The sequence below is a fragment of the Aureibacillus halotolerans genome (assembly GCF_004363045.1).
Classification (GTDB): domain Bacteria; phylum Bacillota; class Bacilli; order Bacillales; family DSM-28697; genus Aureibacillus; species Aureibacillus halotolerans.
The window spans coordinates 101,529-118,380 of sequence record NZ_SNYJ01000005.1 but is presented as its reverse complement, the minus strand read 5'-3'; the positions used below and the strand labels follow the sequence as shown (position 1 = coordinate 118,380).

The following is a 16,852-nucleotide window of genomic DNA, read 5'->3' as shown; positions in this document are numbered from 1 at the left end:
ATAGTCCATGAATCTTCTTTTTTGATAACGCTTACATAAAAGCGATGATTTTAGTGACTCTATTCTTTTGAAGGGTCAGCAAAGAAAAATTGTTCACCACTGAAGTTTAGACCAATGGCGTAGCCTTCCTCCGCCAAGTTCCTTAAATTTTTCGAGAAAATTAACGGCTGTTTCACATTTTGTATTGGGGTGAAATACCATAGGTGATCCCCCATTTCTTCACGAATTTGCGCAAACACCTCTGTACCCGCCTGTTCTGTTGGCGTTGTATAAAGCTTATCAAGAAGCTGATAAAATTCCTTTACATCATCAGGAGGTTCTTCACCTTCTGCCCCATTTGTCAGCCACCATGATTCCCAGAGGGGTCCCCAGAACTCAACGCCCCAGTCAGCCATATACCACAACGGTGTATGTGTCCAGATCATTGTCGCTTGTAGCTCATTCGCTGCATTACGTGTTCCCCAGAGAGCACCATCTATCGTCCTCATGGAGACATTTAGCCCTAAAGCCTCCCATTGCTGTACGATGATTTGTGTCAAAGGAACAATGTCTGGAGCAGCATCCTGCACGACAAACGGAATGGAAAAATCTTCACCATTAGGGGCTTTTCTATACCCATCAGTGCCCATTTTCATCCCCATGTCATCAAGCAATTGATTGGCTTTCTGAACATTGAATTCATCGGAGATAAAATCTGAAGTTTCTGTCAATCCGTAATACATCGTGTCGATGATTTCTTCTTTATTTAGAGCCAAGTTGAGTGCTTCTCTAAAGCGTTCATCGCGAACAACTTCACGCCACGTTGGATCCTCATACGTCATATTAAGGAAAAAATCGGTTGGAGTAATGTGCATATCATACAATCCTGCTTGATACCCTCCATTTTCTTCCCCTTTTTTGTACAAAGCCATTTTGTTTAAGGCGGTGGCTTCACGGGCAAAATCAACCTCCCCTGATAGCACCTTCAGGTTAATGATTTCCATGTCTTGAACGTACTCACTGCGGATTTCGTCAATGTACGGAAGTTGTTTCCCAGCGACATCGACTTTAAAATAATATGGATTTCGCTGAAAAAGCATCGTTGTCTTATTGTTTTCTACTAGTGTCCAAGGGTAGAGGACAGGGAAACCAACCGCTTCAGGATGAGCCATTTCATTGCTAATGACATCCTTTTTATTAAACAGGTTGATCCAGCCATTTTCATCCGTTTCAAAATCCGCTTCTTCAATAGCAGCTGTTAACGCTTCAGGGTCGGCATACGTTTTATGAAAGGGCTTTAAATAATGGGCAGGCTTAATAAAGTCGTGATAGTTTCTCCAACCTTCGATCGCAAGGCGCATTGGAAAGCCACCATAAGGTTCAGTAAAGGAAATTGTAAAGCTTTCCTCGTCAATAACATTGAAAGACATCGGCTCTCCTGACGCTTTCCCTGACGCTCTCAGCCATGATGGAAATGTCGGCATAAGTTCTTCATTAAACAGCACATCCTCAACCGCAAAGCGTACATCTTCCATCGTAACTGGTTCACCATCTGACCATTTCAATCCTTTTCTTAAATGAAAGGTAAACGTTTTTTGATCCGGGGTAACCTCATACCCTTCCAAAACATTTCCAGTGATCTCTTCCCCTAAAATGCCTGGCGTGTTCAGCAATGGCTCGACATTCATCACAAAGACGTCAGCATCCCAATTCACTGAGCCTGTGACCGTATTTAATGTTCCACCGTAATTTCCTATTTGATAGTCAAGCATCGTTTCCGTCATCTCATTCGTGATTTTAGGATTATCAGGTAGCCGTTGTTGCACTGGCGGTAAATCCATTTTTTCTACCGTCGGACTTTGTAGATAATTACTGCGTTCGGGCGTTGGAAAATCTTTCGCAAACACTTCTTCGACAGATTTTTCAGATATTTCTTGCTCGTTGTTTACCTCCGACCTGTTGCTATTGGTTTCTTCGGCCTTACTACATGCTGACAATGCCAACAAAACAACAAGGAGGACGCACTGAACCCTTACAAAAAATAACGTTGACTTCATCCCACACCTCCATATGGCTTACTAGTCGAAACTGAAATAAACGAAAAGCAGACGACAGTGAGATTTACTGAGGTAACCATGAGCATAGTCATCGCCTCTTGAAACTAGGCACGTTAATAGCAATCTGGTTTGTTGTACATTGAAGTCATTGCCATCGACAGTTTGAAAGAACAATATGATCAATTTGCTCACTGTTGTTCTATTGATTTTATCTTCCGTCTTTAATTGAGTCAATATTTCTTAAGTTTTAAATATTTCTTCTTTTGTTTGTGCAACTTTTTTGAGCAAAAGTACAACTTTAACGATTTCCAACTAAGCCAATGATCAAACTAATCATTGGTTCTGTTTCTGACTATTACTCTTGACCCATCCCATCCACACCTTGCGCACGATACTTTCCCGGTGAAACGCCAACAAGCCGGCGAAAAAGCCGACTGAAAAAAGCCTGATCCTCATAGCCGACTTTATTGGCAATGTGAATCACCTTATCGTCCGTTTGATCAAGCAAGTACTTGGCTTTCTCAATGCGAATGCTGTGAATCATCTCCACGATGGTCATGCCCGTTTCTTCTTTAAACACACGGCCAAGCTGTCGCGTGCTTACATTAAATAACTCTGCTAGTGTCGTCGTCGTGATTTTCTGGTCGTGATGGCGGTCCAAAAATCCACACATCCGTCTGATTAGCATTTGGCGGTCGTGTTCATATGGAGAGGGCTTTGCATTTTCGGTCATATCGGTATAATAGCGTGATAAACAAATGAGGAGTTCGACTAGTTTTAAACGAATCAAGGTGGAGTAACCAGATTGCTGTGCTTCGTATTCACTGTGCATCCCTTCAAGCAAATGGAGCACATGCGTCGATGCCTTGCCGCGAAGATTAAGACAATGATGGAAGCGTTCGGTTGGTTTTAAGAAGGGGTGTACATAAAAGTAGTCCATTGATTGTGTGATGCCAAGGGCTTTTAACCAAGTGTCCTGGATGAGCTCAGGAAGAAACAAACAATTGACGATTTCAATTTGTTTTCCTTTTTCGATATGGTATGTATGAACCTCACCAGGATTAATGATAAACACATCCCCAGCACAAAGCCTGTTCAGCTGACCTTCAAAAAAGTGCTTGGCCTCACCGTAAATGACATAAATCAGCTCCACAAAATCATGACCATGAACAGGAGGTGCATTGTCCTGAGCGTGCAACACCTTGCGGATAGAAAACGGAAAGCTTTTTTGGTCCAAGTGTTCATTGCTCGTTAAAATGCTCACGTACCGCACCTCCATGTGTATGGTCAGCCTTACACTTACTGGCGTGTCATCGCTTGATTGTGCAAGCGGTCGAATCGTTCCTTATCTGGGTTTTCAAGCCACTCTTCCCAAGTGAGTCCCACCTGATTGAGGATGGCTTCAATTCTTCGTCGAAAGGGCAGCCCTTGCTTTTGATAAATCTCCTTCATCGGATCCGTTTTTCCTAACAGTTTCTTCTCCACCCACTGTTGTAATTCCTGCTCGAACTGATCGGCAAGCGCAGATTGCGACGCTGCAAGATTAACGTCTTCCCCCGGGTCGTTCCTAAGATCGTACAGCTCACGGGTAGGACGTACGAAAGGTCCCGAATCATAGGTATGAATATACTTATGGGTGCTAGTGCGAATGCCTCGAGCAGCTTGCCACGCGCATTCACTCAAGAACACTGTATCATGTGTCCCATCTGTCTTCCCTTGAATCGCAGGCCATAAGCTTTTTCCATCCATTCCGACAGGCGCATCCAAATTGAATGCCTGCAGTAGCGTCGGCATAAGGTCCACCTGTTGAACGAGACCAGGCACTCTGCGTCCTTGAGGAATTTGCCCTGGCCACCTTAGGATCATTGGCACACGCACTGTTGTTTCATAAAGACCGCAATGGTCCCAATAGATGTCATGCTCAGTGAGGCTTTCACCATGATCCCCAAACAAGACAAGAAGCGTGTCGTCCTTAATTCCTAGACGATCTAAATGCTGATCCAGTTCTTCCAGCAACCCATCAAGGTACCGAATTTCAGCGTCATACAGTGCGTTTACGTACGCCGCATCCGTGACAGGACCAAGCAAATCATAGTGATGGTGTTTAAAAAAGGGGTACGCACGATGATTATATGCCGCCTCCATGCTTTGATGCTTGCGGTCGTAGGGATCTCTTCTTTGGTCGTAAAAAGCCCCCGTATGTTGCTTTGGGGGTAAATAAGGCGTGTGCGGATCCCAGTAATGCAAAAACAAAAAGAAATCCTCCTCAACATGCTGCTCTATCCATGGCAAAGCAAGATCATTGATCGTACGACCATCAATCCACCTCGTATCACCAATGGTGTTGATATAGTAGCGATAGCCACGTGCAAACCATTCCTTCAAATGGTATAAATTGTCCACAGCTGCCGTCGTATAGCCTGCTTTGCGAAGCAGCGTTGGTAACCACGGCACAGATTTTGGTAAGAAGCTAGCGTCCGAGCCATGCGCGACGACCCCTGTCGTCAGCCCTACCTTTCCCGTGAAAATTCCCGTATGCGCAACCTCTGTCGGAATATCAGCCGCAAAGGCCTGTTCAAACAACACACCTTGTGAAGCGATTTGATCCATATAAGGGCTCGTTGGAAGTGGATACCCGTAACAACCGAGGCGGTCAGCACGCAGCGTATCCAATGAAATAAAGATCGTTTTCAATGGTAACCCTCCTTGGCAATGATTGGCGGTTTTGTTTATCGATAAGATGCATCGTACGAGACGTCGATGACCTTGCCGCCTTCTTGATGAGAACGGATCGCTGCCTCAATGACCAATTGCACGGCAAGAGCATCTGCCCCTGAGGCCTCAATATCACTTGGCGCAATGCCGTCCGTCATTTCTTGGATAAAACAATCAATGCGGCGCTTGAACGTTTCTTCAAATCCGCTCACCCCATTCATGATCGAGTTCCGCACAACAGTAGCTTCATCCTTCTCGTGAGGATACAAATGAAGGTGTTCGTAAATATTGTCGAGGACAAACCTCCCCTTTGTTCCTCCCACTTCGCATTGTTCAATCGGATGGCGCATTGACATGTCGTAGCTTCCCGTTAAGTGACCGATCGCTCCCGAACGGAACTCGACGTGAATCGAGGCGGTCGACCAGATGTCTCGTCCTGGCGCTTTCAGCATGAACGCTTGCACGCGCTTCACATCGCCAGCAAAATAGCGCATTACATCCAGCGAATGTGGATGAAGGGCACGAAGCTGAAGCCAAGGGCTGCTCTCCTTCTGGTTACGGATCATCAGCTTCATATTGACGAATAAAATATCGCCGATTTCCCCGCGTTTGATCCAGTCCTTGGCCGTATAGGCGGCTGGCACAAAACGGTGATTTAAGTCGCAGGCAAGGTAAACGTTTTTTTCTTCTGCCAACGCCACCATCTCTTTAGCTTCATGAATGTTATTGGATATTGGCTTTTCAACAAAGACATGCTTTCCGGCATGAAGGGCCTCCATCACTGGCTGGTAATGATGGCTGCCATTTTCCTCACCCGCAGTTGCAACACTAATAAGATTTACATCTTCCTGCTGAAACATGATCGCCACATCCGTATACGCCTTCACTTGAAACTCAGCGGCGACTCGATCCGCGACAGCCTGATCAAGGTCGCAAACAGCAACAAGCTGACAATCAGGGTTTTGATCATACACTTTACAATGAATTCGACCAATATGATTGACGCCAACAACAGCGACCTTCTGCATACCATCAGTCCTTTTCAATAAGTTTGTTCTCCCTAGTGCCCCATCAGGTAACTTAGATATTATTTTATTCAGGATGGGTTATGGTTCTTGTTTTCGCACAAGATTCCTTTACCAATCGACATTCGTGTAAAAGGCACCAAGTGATCTACCTTGAAACATTGCACTTACTTGCCTTATTTGGTTGCAACACAGCTTTTACCCTCTATACGAGAGAGACCGAGACGCAATAAAAACAATTTATGCAGAAACAAACATCAGCGTAGTCAACATACGTAGACTCTAGTGGGATCAGCGCGAGCTGAAGATCCCCTCGGAAAGCCTGCTTTCCGAGGAAGCTGAAGCCTGCCCCACTGAAAGCGAAGTATGTTGACGGAGCCCGTGCACCCTAGCGCATAAAGACCTCGTCGTGTTTTCATTACCGTTGGAGTCTCACTAGTTACCGCTTTTGGTTAGTGTAAAGAACGAATGAAATGAGAGAGACTTTGTTGGTTCAATGTCGACCATGACCAACTAAGGGAGTAGAAAGGGCATTAGCCAAAATGCACTGGACGCCTTCATTGGCCTAGAGCGAAATGCTTTCTTTCCTAAATTGCGACGGCGTTTGCCCAGTCACTTCTTTAAAATTCCGGCAGAAATAATGCAGGCTTGTGTAGCCTAACTGCTCTGCTACAGATTCAATGCTTCCTGGGTCAAGAAGGAGTAGCTTTGCTTTGCGAATGCGTTCCTGAATCAAGTAATTTTTCGGTGACTGCCCTGTCGCTTCCTTGAACAATGTTGCAAAGTACGCTGGATGATAGCCACATAAGGACGCCAGCTCCTTAGCATCCCAGCTTGAATGCAGCTGTCTTTTCACTGCTTCTAGCGCAGGGGCTATTTTTCTATGCGCCTCCGGGGAACGTCCCTCATTTGCTTGATAGCGAAGAATGATGGCGAGTAGCTGCGATAGCATGCCTCGAACGATTACCTCATACCCAATTCTTCCGAACATAAATTCTCGTGCAATTTGGATAAACAGCGACTCTAGACCTGGCATTTCAATAACGTGAGGAAATGCCATCTTCCCACTATCATAAAGGTCTACAACATAGGCTTTTGGATGCTGGTCCAAAGCAGATTCAGGACATTCACAAATTCCATCCCCTGGATGAACCGGGTCAAACGAAGGACAATCCCAGTCGAAATGAAGGCTAACAAAGGATGACGCATCCGTGTGCGTTGCTTCAATGTGGTGCGGGCTGTCTGCCCCATAGAAAATAGTATTGCCTGCACGCAGAGTGTACTTTTGCGGACCAAGTCGAACAGTGGTCTGGCCAGAAAGAACATACAAAAGCTGGCAATCTGGAATGATCCTTGGTCCCCATATTGTGCCAGCGGGAACCGTCATCTGGTTTGCGTAATTCACAGTTGGGCAGATGGTTGTTAATGGACCCAGAAAAACCTCGGACGGTGTGTACTCATCCATAAGAATCTCCATTCTTTGAAAAGTACAATTCTTTTTATACATTCTGTAAAGACAGCGTTTCCAATCAGTCGTATCCTTGAATTGTGGTCAAAAGGTTTTATCCCAATCTGAAAGGAATGGTCCGAATGTTAACCAATGAACAGGTCGCCTCATTCCACAAAAATGGCTTTGTTAAAGGAGGGCAAGTGCTTGATGATGAACAGGTAGAACAGCTGCGTCATGAACTTGATCTTGTGATGTCAGGCCAATCCGTGAAAAAGCCTGTATTAAACCGCAACATGCTCGAAGGAAGCGAGCTCGACATGAACATGGAACAAAGCAAAAAAGTCGTGCAAATTGTGAACATTTGGATGGCTAGCGACGCCTTCTTAAACCATGCCGCAAACGCAAAAATGTGTGAGGAGGTCGCTCAGCTTGCACGTACAAACACGCTTCGCATTTGGCATGATCAAATCCAATACAAACCACCAGTGACCGGTGGGCCTACAAGATGGCACCAAGATCACCCCGCCTGGCCTATCATTCAACCCGCTGACCTTGTTAGTGCCTGGGTGGCGCTAGATGACGCCACCATCGATAATGGCGCCATGTGGATGGTCCCCGAGAGCCATACATGGGGAAACCATGACAAATTTTTAACGAGCACAGACGATTTCAAGCCCGTTCACCGTAAACCTGAGCTATTGCCTGATCATGCGAGCATTGAAGCAGTCCCGTTTGAAATTAAAAAAGGGCATGTTGGCTATCATCATTGCATGACATGGCACGGGAGTCATGACAATCGATCTGAGAGAAAACGGCGAGCCATCGCGGTTCATTATATGCCTGGACACACACGTTATGAGCCGACTGGCCAGCATCCAATGGAGGCGTTTATTGAAGTGCAAGCAGAAGAACGCTTGATTGGCGATACCTTCCCAGTGGTCTTTGAGCGCAATGCCACAGTGGTTCAAAACGGATAAGGAAGAGAGAGGTGGGCCGTACAGCTCACCTCTAACTGTTTCCTTGGATCTCCATTAAGATAGATTAAGGACGATCACTTAACATAGGGCCTATTTTTTCAACTCAGGTCGATCAATTTGTTCTGCAATGCTTTCACTTTCGCCGCTTACCCAAACACATCGAAGTCTGCCTTGATTCCCCTTGCTCCAACCTCCGTATAACGTTTTTATCTCTTTAAGCTCGTTGGTCTCATTTTTCTTCCAATTCTTTCTTCAGTTTTGCCTGAAGGGTTGCTGCTGCTTTTGGTGAACCGATATGCATCGCATCATACGCTTGCTGAGAGGAGGCAAATGGACCGCCCCCTTGCCCGTGCCAATCGAGGTTCGTATGCATTGGATTTGTTCGTTCCGTTTGCCGCTCCCGCTGTTCAATATGGCTTTCTAGCTTGTTCGTTAGCTCCTTAACGATGTCAGGCTGCGTTTCTGCCACGTTGCTCGTTTCCTCAGGATCATTCACCAAATCATACAGCTCAACCTCTGGTTTGAAATGAATGTCAGGCTCCAAGGCACGAATCAGCTTCCATTCTGGCGTGCGCCAGCCGTGTTTGCGCATCCACGTCGCCTCTGTCAGGTAAAACTCAGATGGGAAGTCACTTGCCTCACCGTTCATCAACGGCACAAGACTCTGCCCGTCAAATGAAATGCCACTGTCTATGCCAAGCAATTCTAGAATCGTTGGCATGATATCCTTGATTTGTGTGACATCCGTATGCCGCTGTCCTTCAGGCGTTTTTCCAGGATAGCGAAGGATGAGAGGAATGTGAAGATTGCTGTCGTATAAGCCATGATGGTCGTAATAACACTCGTGCTCATTTAAAGTCTCCCCATGATCTGAGGTAAGAATAATCAGCGTTTCTTCCTCAATCCCAAGGGCCTCCACCTTCTCAAAAATTGTCTGGATGCTTGCGTCCATATAGGCCACCGCACCATCATATTGCGCATCAATATACGCGGCATCTGTACAACCTTCTGGAAACCATGTCACAAAATAATCAACAAAGGGCTTGAATTGATAGATATCCTTCATTGATTCATTCAGCGGATCAAGTTCATCTCCTCCATAAAACATCCGTTCAAATGGACGCGGCGGCAGATACGGCGAATGAGGGTCCATATGGCGCAGAAACAAGAAAAACGGCTTATCCTCTTCCGCAAGTCGCTCCAGCTCTGGCAACGCTACGTCGTTTAGGTTTTCCGCTTTTGGGCTTCTCCCCGTTTCGTCTGCCGCCCAACCTTCAAAGTCAAGGTAAGTTTGGAAGCCGCGGGACGACGGATTGCCTGAAAAACCGATGCATGTCGTATTATACCCTTGCTCCCCAAGCAGCTCAGGCAAGGTTTTAACATGTGCCCCTAATGGCCCCTTATGCCGGAGGGCAACAACATCGGTGCCAAAGCAGTCCATGCCCGTAAGCATTGACGCATAACCTGGCGTCGTCGGAATGCTCGGGCTGTAGTGTTTTTCAAAAACCGTCGCTTTTTTTGCAAATTGATCGATATGTGGCGTCGTTAAACGCTCATACCCGTATAAGCTCATATGGTCACTTCGCAAGCTATCAATGCCAAGCAACAACACGTTTGGTTTTTTCGTCATCGCATCATTACCTCCTTTTGTCGATGAATTAGGTTATACCTTTGCCGTTTGACGATAAAGCGCTTGGAAGGTCGCATTAAGATACCCGTAGCTTTCAGCAGCAATTGTTTGAACGGCTGGAAGGTCGAGCTTGTTCGCACCGATGACCTCTAGACAAACGGGACCGTTATAGTTGCCCTGCACGAGCGCTTTACAATAGTCATATAGTTGAATATCGCCACGTCCACAGGCTTGGTTTGCCGGCTCTCCAGGACCAGATTGACGACCTCGACAGTCACGAATGTGAATATGCTTCATACGTTTCAGTACAGGCAAAAGCTCCTTCTCCGGCTCTTCACCAGCGCGAAAAATGTGGCTAGGGTCCATATCAATGCCAAAGGCCGGTGATTGGATGTCCTCCAACGCACGAAGAGTCATTGTCGTATTATCAATCACTTGCCCGAGATGTGCCTTCACACAAAGTGTTACGCCATACGCCTCAGCCTTTTCAGCCATGCTCCGAAGCTTTGCAATCTGTTGTTGATAATCCTCTTCACTCCCCGATTTGCCTCCGGGACCAACATTAATGACAGGAATCCCTATTTCAGCCCCTGCCTCGAAAGCGTGGAGGAGACGTTCTTCATCGAGAGAAGCCACCTCCATTGAGAGAAATTCTAGGCCGTTTGCATCGACAATTTCTTTTAATTCGGTGGCTTGCGCCTTCCAGCGGTCAAGCTCTAAATGCTCACACATGCCTTTAATGGCCGATATCTCGACCCCATCATACCCTGCGAGGGCGATGTGTTTGGCCGCCGTCGCAAAATCAAACCCTCCGTATAATACCGAATTTACGCCTAGCTTCATGTCTACATCCGCTCCTTTTCGTTGATTAGAATGCTATTGGACAGACGACGTTTCATTGGTCAGTTCTACAATGGTATTGGTTTCCCACGAAGTGATGCACGCTTCAATAATACGCTGTGCCTGGAGGGCGTCTTTTCCAGAGCCATCAATTTGATCATATGGAATGCCTTCATGAAGCTGTTCAATCCAGGCGCTAATGCGACTGTTAAAGGTTTCATTGAATGACCGCATCCCACCGAGGTAGTTATGCGTTTCTGTTTCGATCGCGTGCCGCGGTGTGAAGGTCAGCTGTTCACAGGCATCATCAAGGACAAAACGTCCCTTCGACCCGACCACCTCACAGCGCTCCAGACCATAGCTTCCGCCCGCATCATAGCTTCCGACCAGGTTGCCAATCATGCCATTCTCAAACTCGAGCAGCACCTGTGTATTCGACCAGATGGAGCGTCCTTCCCCCTTCATCATAAAGGCCGCTACTTTTTTGACATCGCCAGCAAAATAACGAATGACGTCAAAGGAATGTGGATGCAACGCACGCAAATGAAACCACGGTGAGGACTCTACCGGATTGTTGATCCACATTCTCATATTGATCATATGAAGCTGTCCAAGTCGGTCTTGTTCAATCCATTCCTTCGCTCTTTCAGCAGCAGGGGTAAAGCGGTGGTTGAGATTGATGGCGTATGGCACTTTCTTCTCTTCAGCGAGCGCCACCATCTGTTCGCCCTCTGGAATCGTATTGGAGATCGGTTTTTCACCAAGCACCGGGATGCCCGCCTTCAACAGCTGCATCGTTGGTGCAAAATGCTCGCTGCCGTTTTCTTTTCCTTTCGTTGCGACACTGCATCCGTCCAATTGAAGACCACTTGCCAGCAATTCCTCCACACTGTAAAATGCCTTCGCCCCAAATTTAGCGGCCGCGGCATCTGCCTTTTCTCGGTCAATGTCACACACAGCAACCAGCTCTGTTTTCTCATTCGCGTGATACACTCCTGCATGAATGCTACCAATGTTCCCAACACCTACGACAGCTACTCGTAACGTCATTGGAATCCCTCCAGTGTCATATTTGCCTCAATGTTCTCATAATAAAGCGCTTACATTCATTGCCGATTACGCCATTCGATTGGTCAAATGCGTCAATCCTTTTTTGTAAAATCCTAAACGTTTCCAAGAGAATGACCGATACATTCGATAAAAAGGTGGAAACGACTTGGTTCAGCAACAAAACAAAATCATGCTCCTACTCGCTCTATTTACAACAGTTCTCTCTATTGTTGTACATTTGCTTGGTCGTTGGATGCATTTGTTTGATACACATATGCATGGTGATGAGGCGCTAACGACCAGCGCCATTGAAGCTGACTTTGGTCTTGCTCTAAATGGATTGCTCATACTTCCCATCATCTTGTTCATTCTTGCATGGCTGGTGCACGTATTCTCTCCTACAAACAGATGGATTCCGTTGCTAAATACATTGGTTCTTACCTTCAGCAGCATTTCCCTTATCGCAGGGGGCAGTGGACGCGTCGAATTTCACTTTTCCATCTTTATGGTGGTAGCGATGGTCTCCTTTTACGGCCGTATTCCTCTCGTGATGACGATGACGACTCTGTTTGCTGCACAGCATCTATTAGGCTTTTTCCTCATTCCAGAGCTCGTGTTTGGGTCCCATCATTATTCGTTTGATATGCTTCTCATTCATGCGTTGTTTCTGGTATTCACTTCTGGAGCGACGAGCTGGCAAATGTATTCGAATCATAAAATGCGAGAACATATGAAGAGAGAGCAGCAACAACAGCGCGGAGCCATTATCGATACGATTGTGAGTCGCATCACAGCCACATCACAGCAAACGTTGGCTGAGGCAAATAAAGTACATAGCAAGGCAGCTGAGTCAGCAGACGCAGCGAGAACAATTGACATGGCGATTAAGAATGTTGCAGATGGCTCGGAGAAACAATGGAGCCGATCACAGACGCACGCCGGCGTCATGGAGGAAATGAACGTGGGCATGTCACAAATGGCAGTCGCATCGGAAACAATCTCTAAGCAATCCGACGAAACCTCTAAGCTGGCCGAAGCAGGCGCCCATTCGATGAAATCGTACATCGCTGGCTTTCAAAACACGCATGCCTCTGTGAACGCCTCGTATTCTTCATTTCAAACGTTAACTGAACGCATTCGTACGATTGATGACATGCTGCTTGTCATTAAGGACATTGCCGGCCGGACCAATCTACTCGCATTAAATGCCTCCATCGAAGCAACGGCAGCTGGTGAAAAAGGGCGCGGTTTTGCCATCGTTGCAGCAGAGGTACGACAGCTTGCCGAACAGTCGAGCGAAGCCGTGAATCAAATTGCTGGTCGCATTCAAGACATTACGAAAGACACAAAAGAAACAATGGACCGTATGCGCCAAGCCAATGAAGACACGAACGACCAGCTGATTTCGATACAGAAAGCAGGGACTGCCTTCGATCAGATTCTTGCCACCGCAAGCGAAGTGGACGAACAAATGAAAACAAACGCAGCCGCAGCCCAAAGCCTTGCCTCTGGTTCACACGAGGCAGCATCTTCCGTCTCTGAAGTGAGTCGCATTGCCCAACACATTCAAAGCCAAGCGGCAAACATGGTTAATGTTTCGTCATTGCAACAGGAAACCATTGATCAAATCTCAGCGTCAGCAGGCAACCTCCACACGCTGGCTCACGAGCTCGAAGCAATCATAGCTGCCCTCAAAGAGGATCGCTAGTAAGAAACGAAAAACCCCGCTGCGCTCTGGAAAGATTCAGAGGCACAGCGGGGTTGATTGGTGATTCTGTCATGTCTTTTCCTGAGAAATTTCATCGAATGACGCCTGCCGAACTTGCTGGTCCTCTATTCGATAGACGACGTCAGCAACACGTTCAATAAATGTTCGGTCGTGGGAGACAAGCAATACGGTTCCTTCATAAGCGGCTAGAAACTGCTCCAACGCTTCTATGCAAGCAACATCGAGAAAATTGGTTGGTTCATCAAGCACCAGAATATTGTAGCGCCCTAAAAACAACTGACAGAGCAACAGGCGAATTCGTTCACCGCCACTTAGGTCTTGTACGTTTTTCTTAAGATCGTTGCCCGTGATGTCCATCGCGTGCAAAACGGCTCGAATTTTACCTTCTTCCTCATCACTCCGCTCCTTCATATACGTCTGTACTGTCTCCTTCTTTGGGAACTGATAAGCTAGCTGTGCGTAATGTCCGAAAGCGACTTTCGGAGACAGTTCAATGCCTTCGCCGTCCTCTAATATATGTTCCAGTAGCGTTGTTTTGCCGGAGCCATTTTGTCCCTCAATGGCAATAACCTTGCCTACTGGAAATTGAAACCGCGCACCTTGCAACAGCATCTTTTCCCCCTTAACCAACGTCAGCTCGTTCGCCATGATGGGAAATTTATTGTGCAGTCGCAAGGCTGGTGATACATGAAAATGAATCGGTCGATTATCCTCTGGCGCATCAACAGCATCGAGCTGATCCACGCGCTTTTCAATTGCCTTGGCTGCCTTTTGCATCGCCTTTTGGCTTGTGTCCTTTGATTTCGTCATAAACATTCGATTGGCTTTTGCCTTCGTCTCTTTTTTGGACATTTGCTGGCTAGCCTGTGTGATTTTTTCCGCCTTGTTCATTTTCTTCTCTGCTGCCTGCATGAGACGTTGCTTGTCTTTGACATACTGTTCATGTTGCGCTTGCTGCTGTTCCCTTTGCAATGCCTTTTGACCAAGGTAATCAGAATAATTTCCCGTGTATTCTGTCACACGACCACCATCGACCTCCCAAATTTTTGTCACCAGTTGATCAAGCACATGCCGGTCGTGACTGACGAGCACCAATGCTCCGTAATAATAGCGCAGCTCTTCTATCAAAAAATCAATTCCCGCAGCATCCAAATGTGTCGTTGGCTCATCAATCAGCAGTCCTTCATAATAAGTGGAGAAGAGTTGCGCCAGCTTTAGCTTCGTTTGCTCGCCACCACTCAGTTCTTGAATCGTATGCTTTGGCACGGCAAGGCGACTGAGAAGCTCCCCATCAATGCTTTCTTCTTCAGAAATCTCCGTTTGTGTAAAGTAGCCGACCTCGGCATGACGATGCACCTGCCCCTGGTCAGGTAACTTCTCGCCTCTCATCACCTTCAATAGAGTACTTTTGCCGCCACCATTTTTGCCCACAACGCCGATGCGATCAAATTGGTGCACCTTGATATTTTGAATGTCCAAAACAACGCGATCCAAATAACGGACCTTTATTTGATCAAGCTCTAAACATAATGCGTCCATTGGTCAACCTCCCGTTTTTCTCAAAATAAAAAACACAGGCGATCTACCTGTGTTCAAGAGCAAACGGGGGTCCAATCTTCTTTACACGAAAGAAGCCTACTCTAAAAAGAGTAAAAGCCACCCAAAAGACCAAAAAGAAAGACCGCAATGAAAAAAATCAGACTGAATGAAAACACTTAGCTTTCGAAGCGCAACGCCTTGAGAGGTGCGAAATTGCCAACAGGGCAAAGAGCACCAACCAAAGTGAAGCAACGACGAAAACGAGCGTTTTTCATCAGCCTGACCCGTCTTTCTTTATATCCGATAAGAATGTTGAAAAGAACAGACTGATCCCGTTTCCTCTGCACACAAGCAGAGCCTTTGAACGTATGAAATTACGAGTTCAAAGTGAGGAAACGCAATCTGACTGAATGCATCTTTTCACCATCCTCCTTTTCCTTAGATTACCTTGAAGTGTATCTGGTCTATTCGTTATTGTCAATGGGAGTAGACAGCATTGACTCTGGATACTTCATGTATGTCGACCTAATTAAGTACCGGGTTTTGAAAAACAGTTATGAATACTGAAAACCCTAGAATAACTAAAGCAAGTATGATCAATATCACTTTGATCCAAACAGGTATTTTCATCATAGAAAGTCTGCCTCTTTTCTAATGCTATTGTAAGCAAAGTATACATTAATAGGACTAGCCCCTATTACTATTGATCCTATCATTTATTACACATAACGATGTGGATCATTTTGACATTAGCTTCTTTAGAACCGCAAAATAAATCAAAAAAACGCATTTTAATTCTATTACACTAATGGTGGAAGGAGCGATGGGAAATGAATTCAACCTTTGTCCAGAAAAGCATTCAGTATATTGAACATCACTTACAACATGATATTACGTCTGAGGATGTCGCGAAGGAGGTCGGCTATTCCCCCTATCATTTCCATCGGAAATTCCAAGCAGAGGTTGGGCTCAGTGTGACGTCGTATTTGACGCAAAGACGGCTTGTGTATGCTTCACAGCTATTGCTCCATACGTCAGCACCAATTCTCGATATTGCTTACGACGCACACTATGATAGTCAGGAAGCATTTTCACGGGCATTTAAAAAGGTCTACCAACTGCCACCAGGGCGTTACCGGACAATGTTCAAAACACAACAACCTAAACCAAAAGGAGAGTTACACATGCAATCTACTTCCCCAATCAAACACTGGATTCTTAGCGGAAGTCATCCCGATCAATACGAGATTGGTATTGATGAGAAAAACGTTCATCAAGGAAACAAATCCGCCTTTCTCCGATCAGTTACCGTTGATTCTGAAAATTCCTTTGGCACACTAATGCAAAGCTTCCACGCGAAGGAGTATATCGGCAAAAGAATACGTCTGTCCGCCTTTATCAAAACAGAGGAGGTACAGCATTTTTGTGGACTCTGGATGAGGGTAGACAACCTTGCAGGGGATGTTATTCAATTTGACAATATGTACAATCGCAAGCTTGTTGGGAGTCAGCCGTGGAACTTGTACGCCATTGTTCTGGATGTTCCCGACGACAGTGCTTCTATTAATTTTGGCTTATTGCTTACTGGCCAAGGGCATGTATGGCTTGATAGTCTTCGCTTTGAAGAGGTTAGCCCTACTGTACCAACAACAAGTATGAACATGGAAAATGAGCTCAACCATACTCCACAAAACCTATCATTCGAAGAGTGAACATCGTAAAGAAAAAAAGGCTCTATTTATCTTCTAATACCGAATCTTTCATAGGTAATTCAAAAAAGTCCGTGCCTTAAAATCGTCGCATCGGGCTTTTTATTTACTGGTGCAGTTCATTTGTTCATCTCTACGTTTCTAACAACTGT

Annotated in this window: 12 protein-coding genes; 3 read left to right on the top strand and 9 right to left on the bottom strand. The window is 46.0% G+C overall.

Going from position 1 to position 16,852, the window contains the following annotated elements; all coding sequences use genetic code 11:
- Nucleotides 1–59: 59 nt before the first annotated feature.
- The 5 genes from EV213_RS07870 to EV213_RS07850 form a co-directional block, all read right to left on the bottom strand.
- Nucleotides 60–2,036, bottom strand: a complete 1,977-nt coding sequence (locus EV213_RS07870; RefSeq protein WP_133579969.1) for an ABC transporter substrate-binding protein — start codon at nt 2,034–2,036, stop codon at nt 60–62.
- Between the two features lie 355 nt (nt 2,037–2,391).
- The gene (locus EV213_RS07865; RefSeq protein WP_166639212.1) at nt 2,392–3,300 is read right to left on the bottom strand and encodes an AraC family transcriptional regulator; all 909 of its coding nucleotides are present in this window, start codon (nt 3,298–3,300) and stop codon (nt 2,392–2,394) included.
- A 35-nt stretch (nt 3,301–3,335) separates the two neighbouring features.
- On the bottom strand, nt 3,336–4,730 hold the full coding sequence (locus tag EV213_RS07860; protein ID WP_166639211.1) for a sulfatase family protein: 1,395 nt from the start codon (nt 4,728–4,730) through the stop codon (nt 3,336–3,338).
- Between the two features lie 35 nt (nt 4,731–4,765).
- Complete coding sequence (locus EV213_RS07855; RefSeq protein WP_208112727.1) at nt 4,766–5,797, bottom strand: Gfo/Idh/MocA family protein; 1,032 nt, start codon at nt 5,795–5,797, stop codon at nt 4,766–4,768.
- 544 nt (nt 5,798–6,341) lie between these two features.
- Entirely contained in the window at nt 6,342–7,241 is a 900-nt protein-coding gene (locus EV213_RS07850; RefSeq protein WP_166639210.1) for an AraC family transcriptional regulator, read from the bottom strand.
- Between the two features lie 125 nt (nt 7,242–7,366).
- Between EV213_RS07850 and EV213_RS07845 the strand changes: the two genes are divergently transcribed.
- Complete coding sequence (locus EV213_RS07845) at nt 7,367–8,203, top strand: phytanoyl-CoA dioxygenase family protein (RefSeq protein WP_133579965.1); 837 nt, start codon at nt 7,367–7,369, stop codon at nt 8,201–8,203.
- A 229-nt stretch (nt 8,204–8,432) separates the two neighbouring features.
- Here the strand turns inward: EV213_RS07845 and EV213_RS07840 are convergent, their stop codons facing one another.
- Genes EV213_RS07840 through EV213_RS07830 form a run of 3 tightly spaced genes read right to left on the bottom strand, consistent with a single transcriptional unit; the run spans nt 8,433 to nt 11,723 of the window.
- Nucleotides 8,433–9,833 carry a sulfatase family protein gene (locus tag EV213_RS07840; RefSeq protein WP_133579964.1) on the bottom strand — a complete coding sequence of 467 codons (1,401 nt, stop codon included), beginning with the start codon at nt 9,831–9,833 and terminating at the stop codon, nt 8,433–8,435.
- Between the two features lie 33 nt (nt 9,834–9,866).
- On the bottom strand, nt 9,867–10,676 hold the full coding sequence (locus tag EV213_RS07835) for a sugar phosphate isomerase/epimerase family protein (protein ID WP_133579963.1): 810 nt from the start codon (nt 10,674–10,676) through the stop codon (nt 9,867–9,869).
- Nucleotides 10,677–10,709: 33 nt separating this feature from the next.
- Nucleotides 10,710–11,723, bottom strand: coding sequence for a Gfo/Idh/MocA family protein (locus tag EV213_RS07830; protein ID WP_133579962.1), 1,014 nt, complete (start codon nt 11,721–11,723; stop codon nt 10,710–10,712).
- A gap of 166 nt (nt 11,724–11,889) precedes the next feature.
- Here EV213_RS07830 and EV213_RS07825 point away from each other — a divergent pair, with 166 nt between their 5' ends.
- Nucleotides 11,890–13,431, top strand: coding sequence for a methyl-accepting chemotaxis protein (locus EV213_RS07825; RefSeq protein ID WP_133579961.1), 1,542 nt, complete (start codon nt 11,890–11,892; stop codon nt 13,429–13,431).
- Between the two features lie 69 nt (nt 13,432–13,500).
- On the opposite strand, the gene EV213_RS07820 is transcribed toward EV213_RS07825, so the two are convergent.
- Nucleotides 13,501–14,991, bottom strand: coding sequence for an Msr family ABC-F type ribosomal protection protein (locus tag EV213_RS07820; RefSeq protein ID WP_133579960.1), 1,491 nt, complete (start codon nt 14,989–14,991; stop codon nt 13,501–13,503).
- 830 nt (nt 14,992–15,821) lie between these two features.
- Here EV213_RS07820 and EV213_RS07815 point away from each other — a divergent pair.
- Entirely contained in the window at nt 15,822–16,703 is an 882-nt protein-coding gene (locus tag EV213_RS07815) for a helix-turn-helix transcriptional regulator (RefSeq protein WP_133579959.1), read from the top strand.
- Nucleotides 16,704–16,852: the final 149 nt, after the last annotated feature.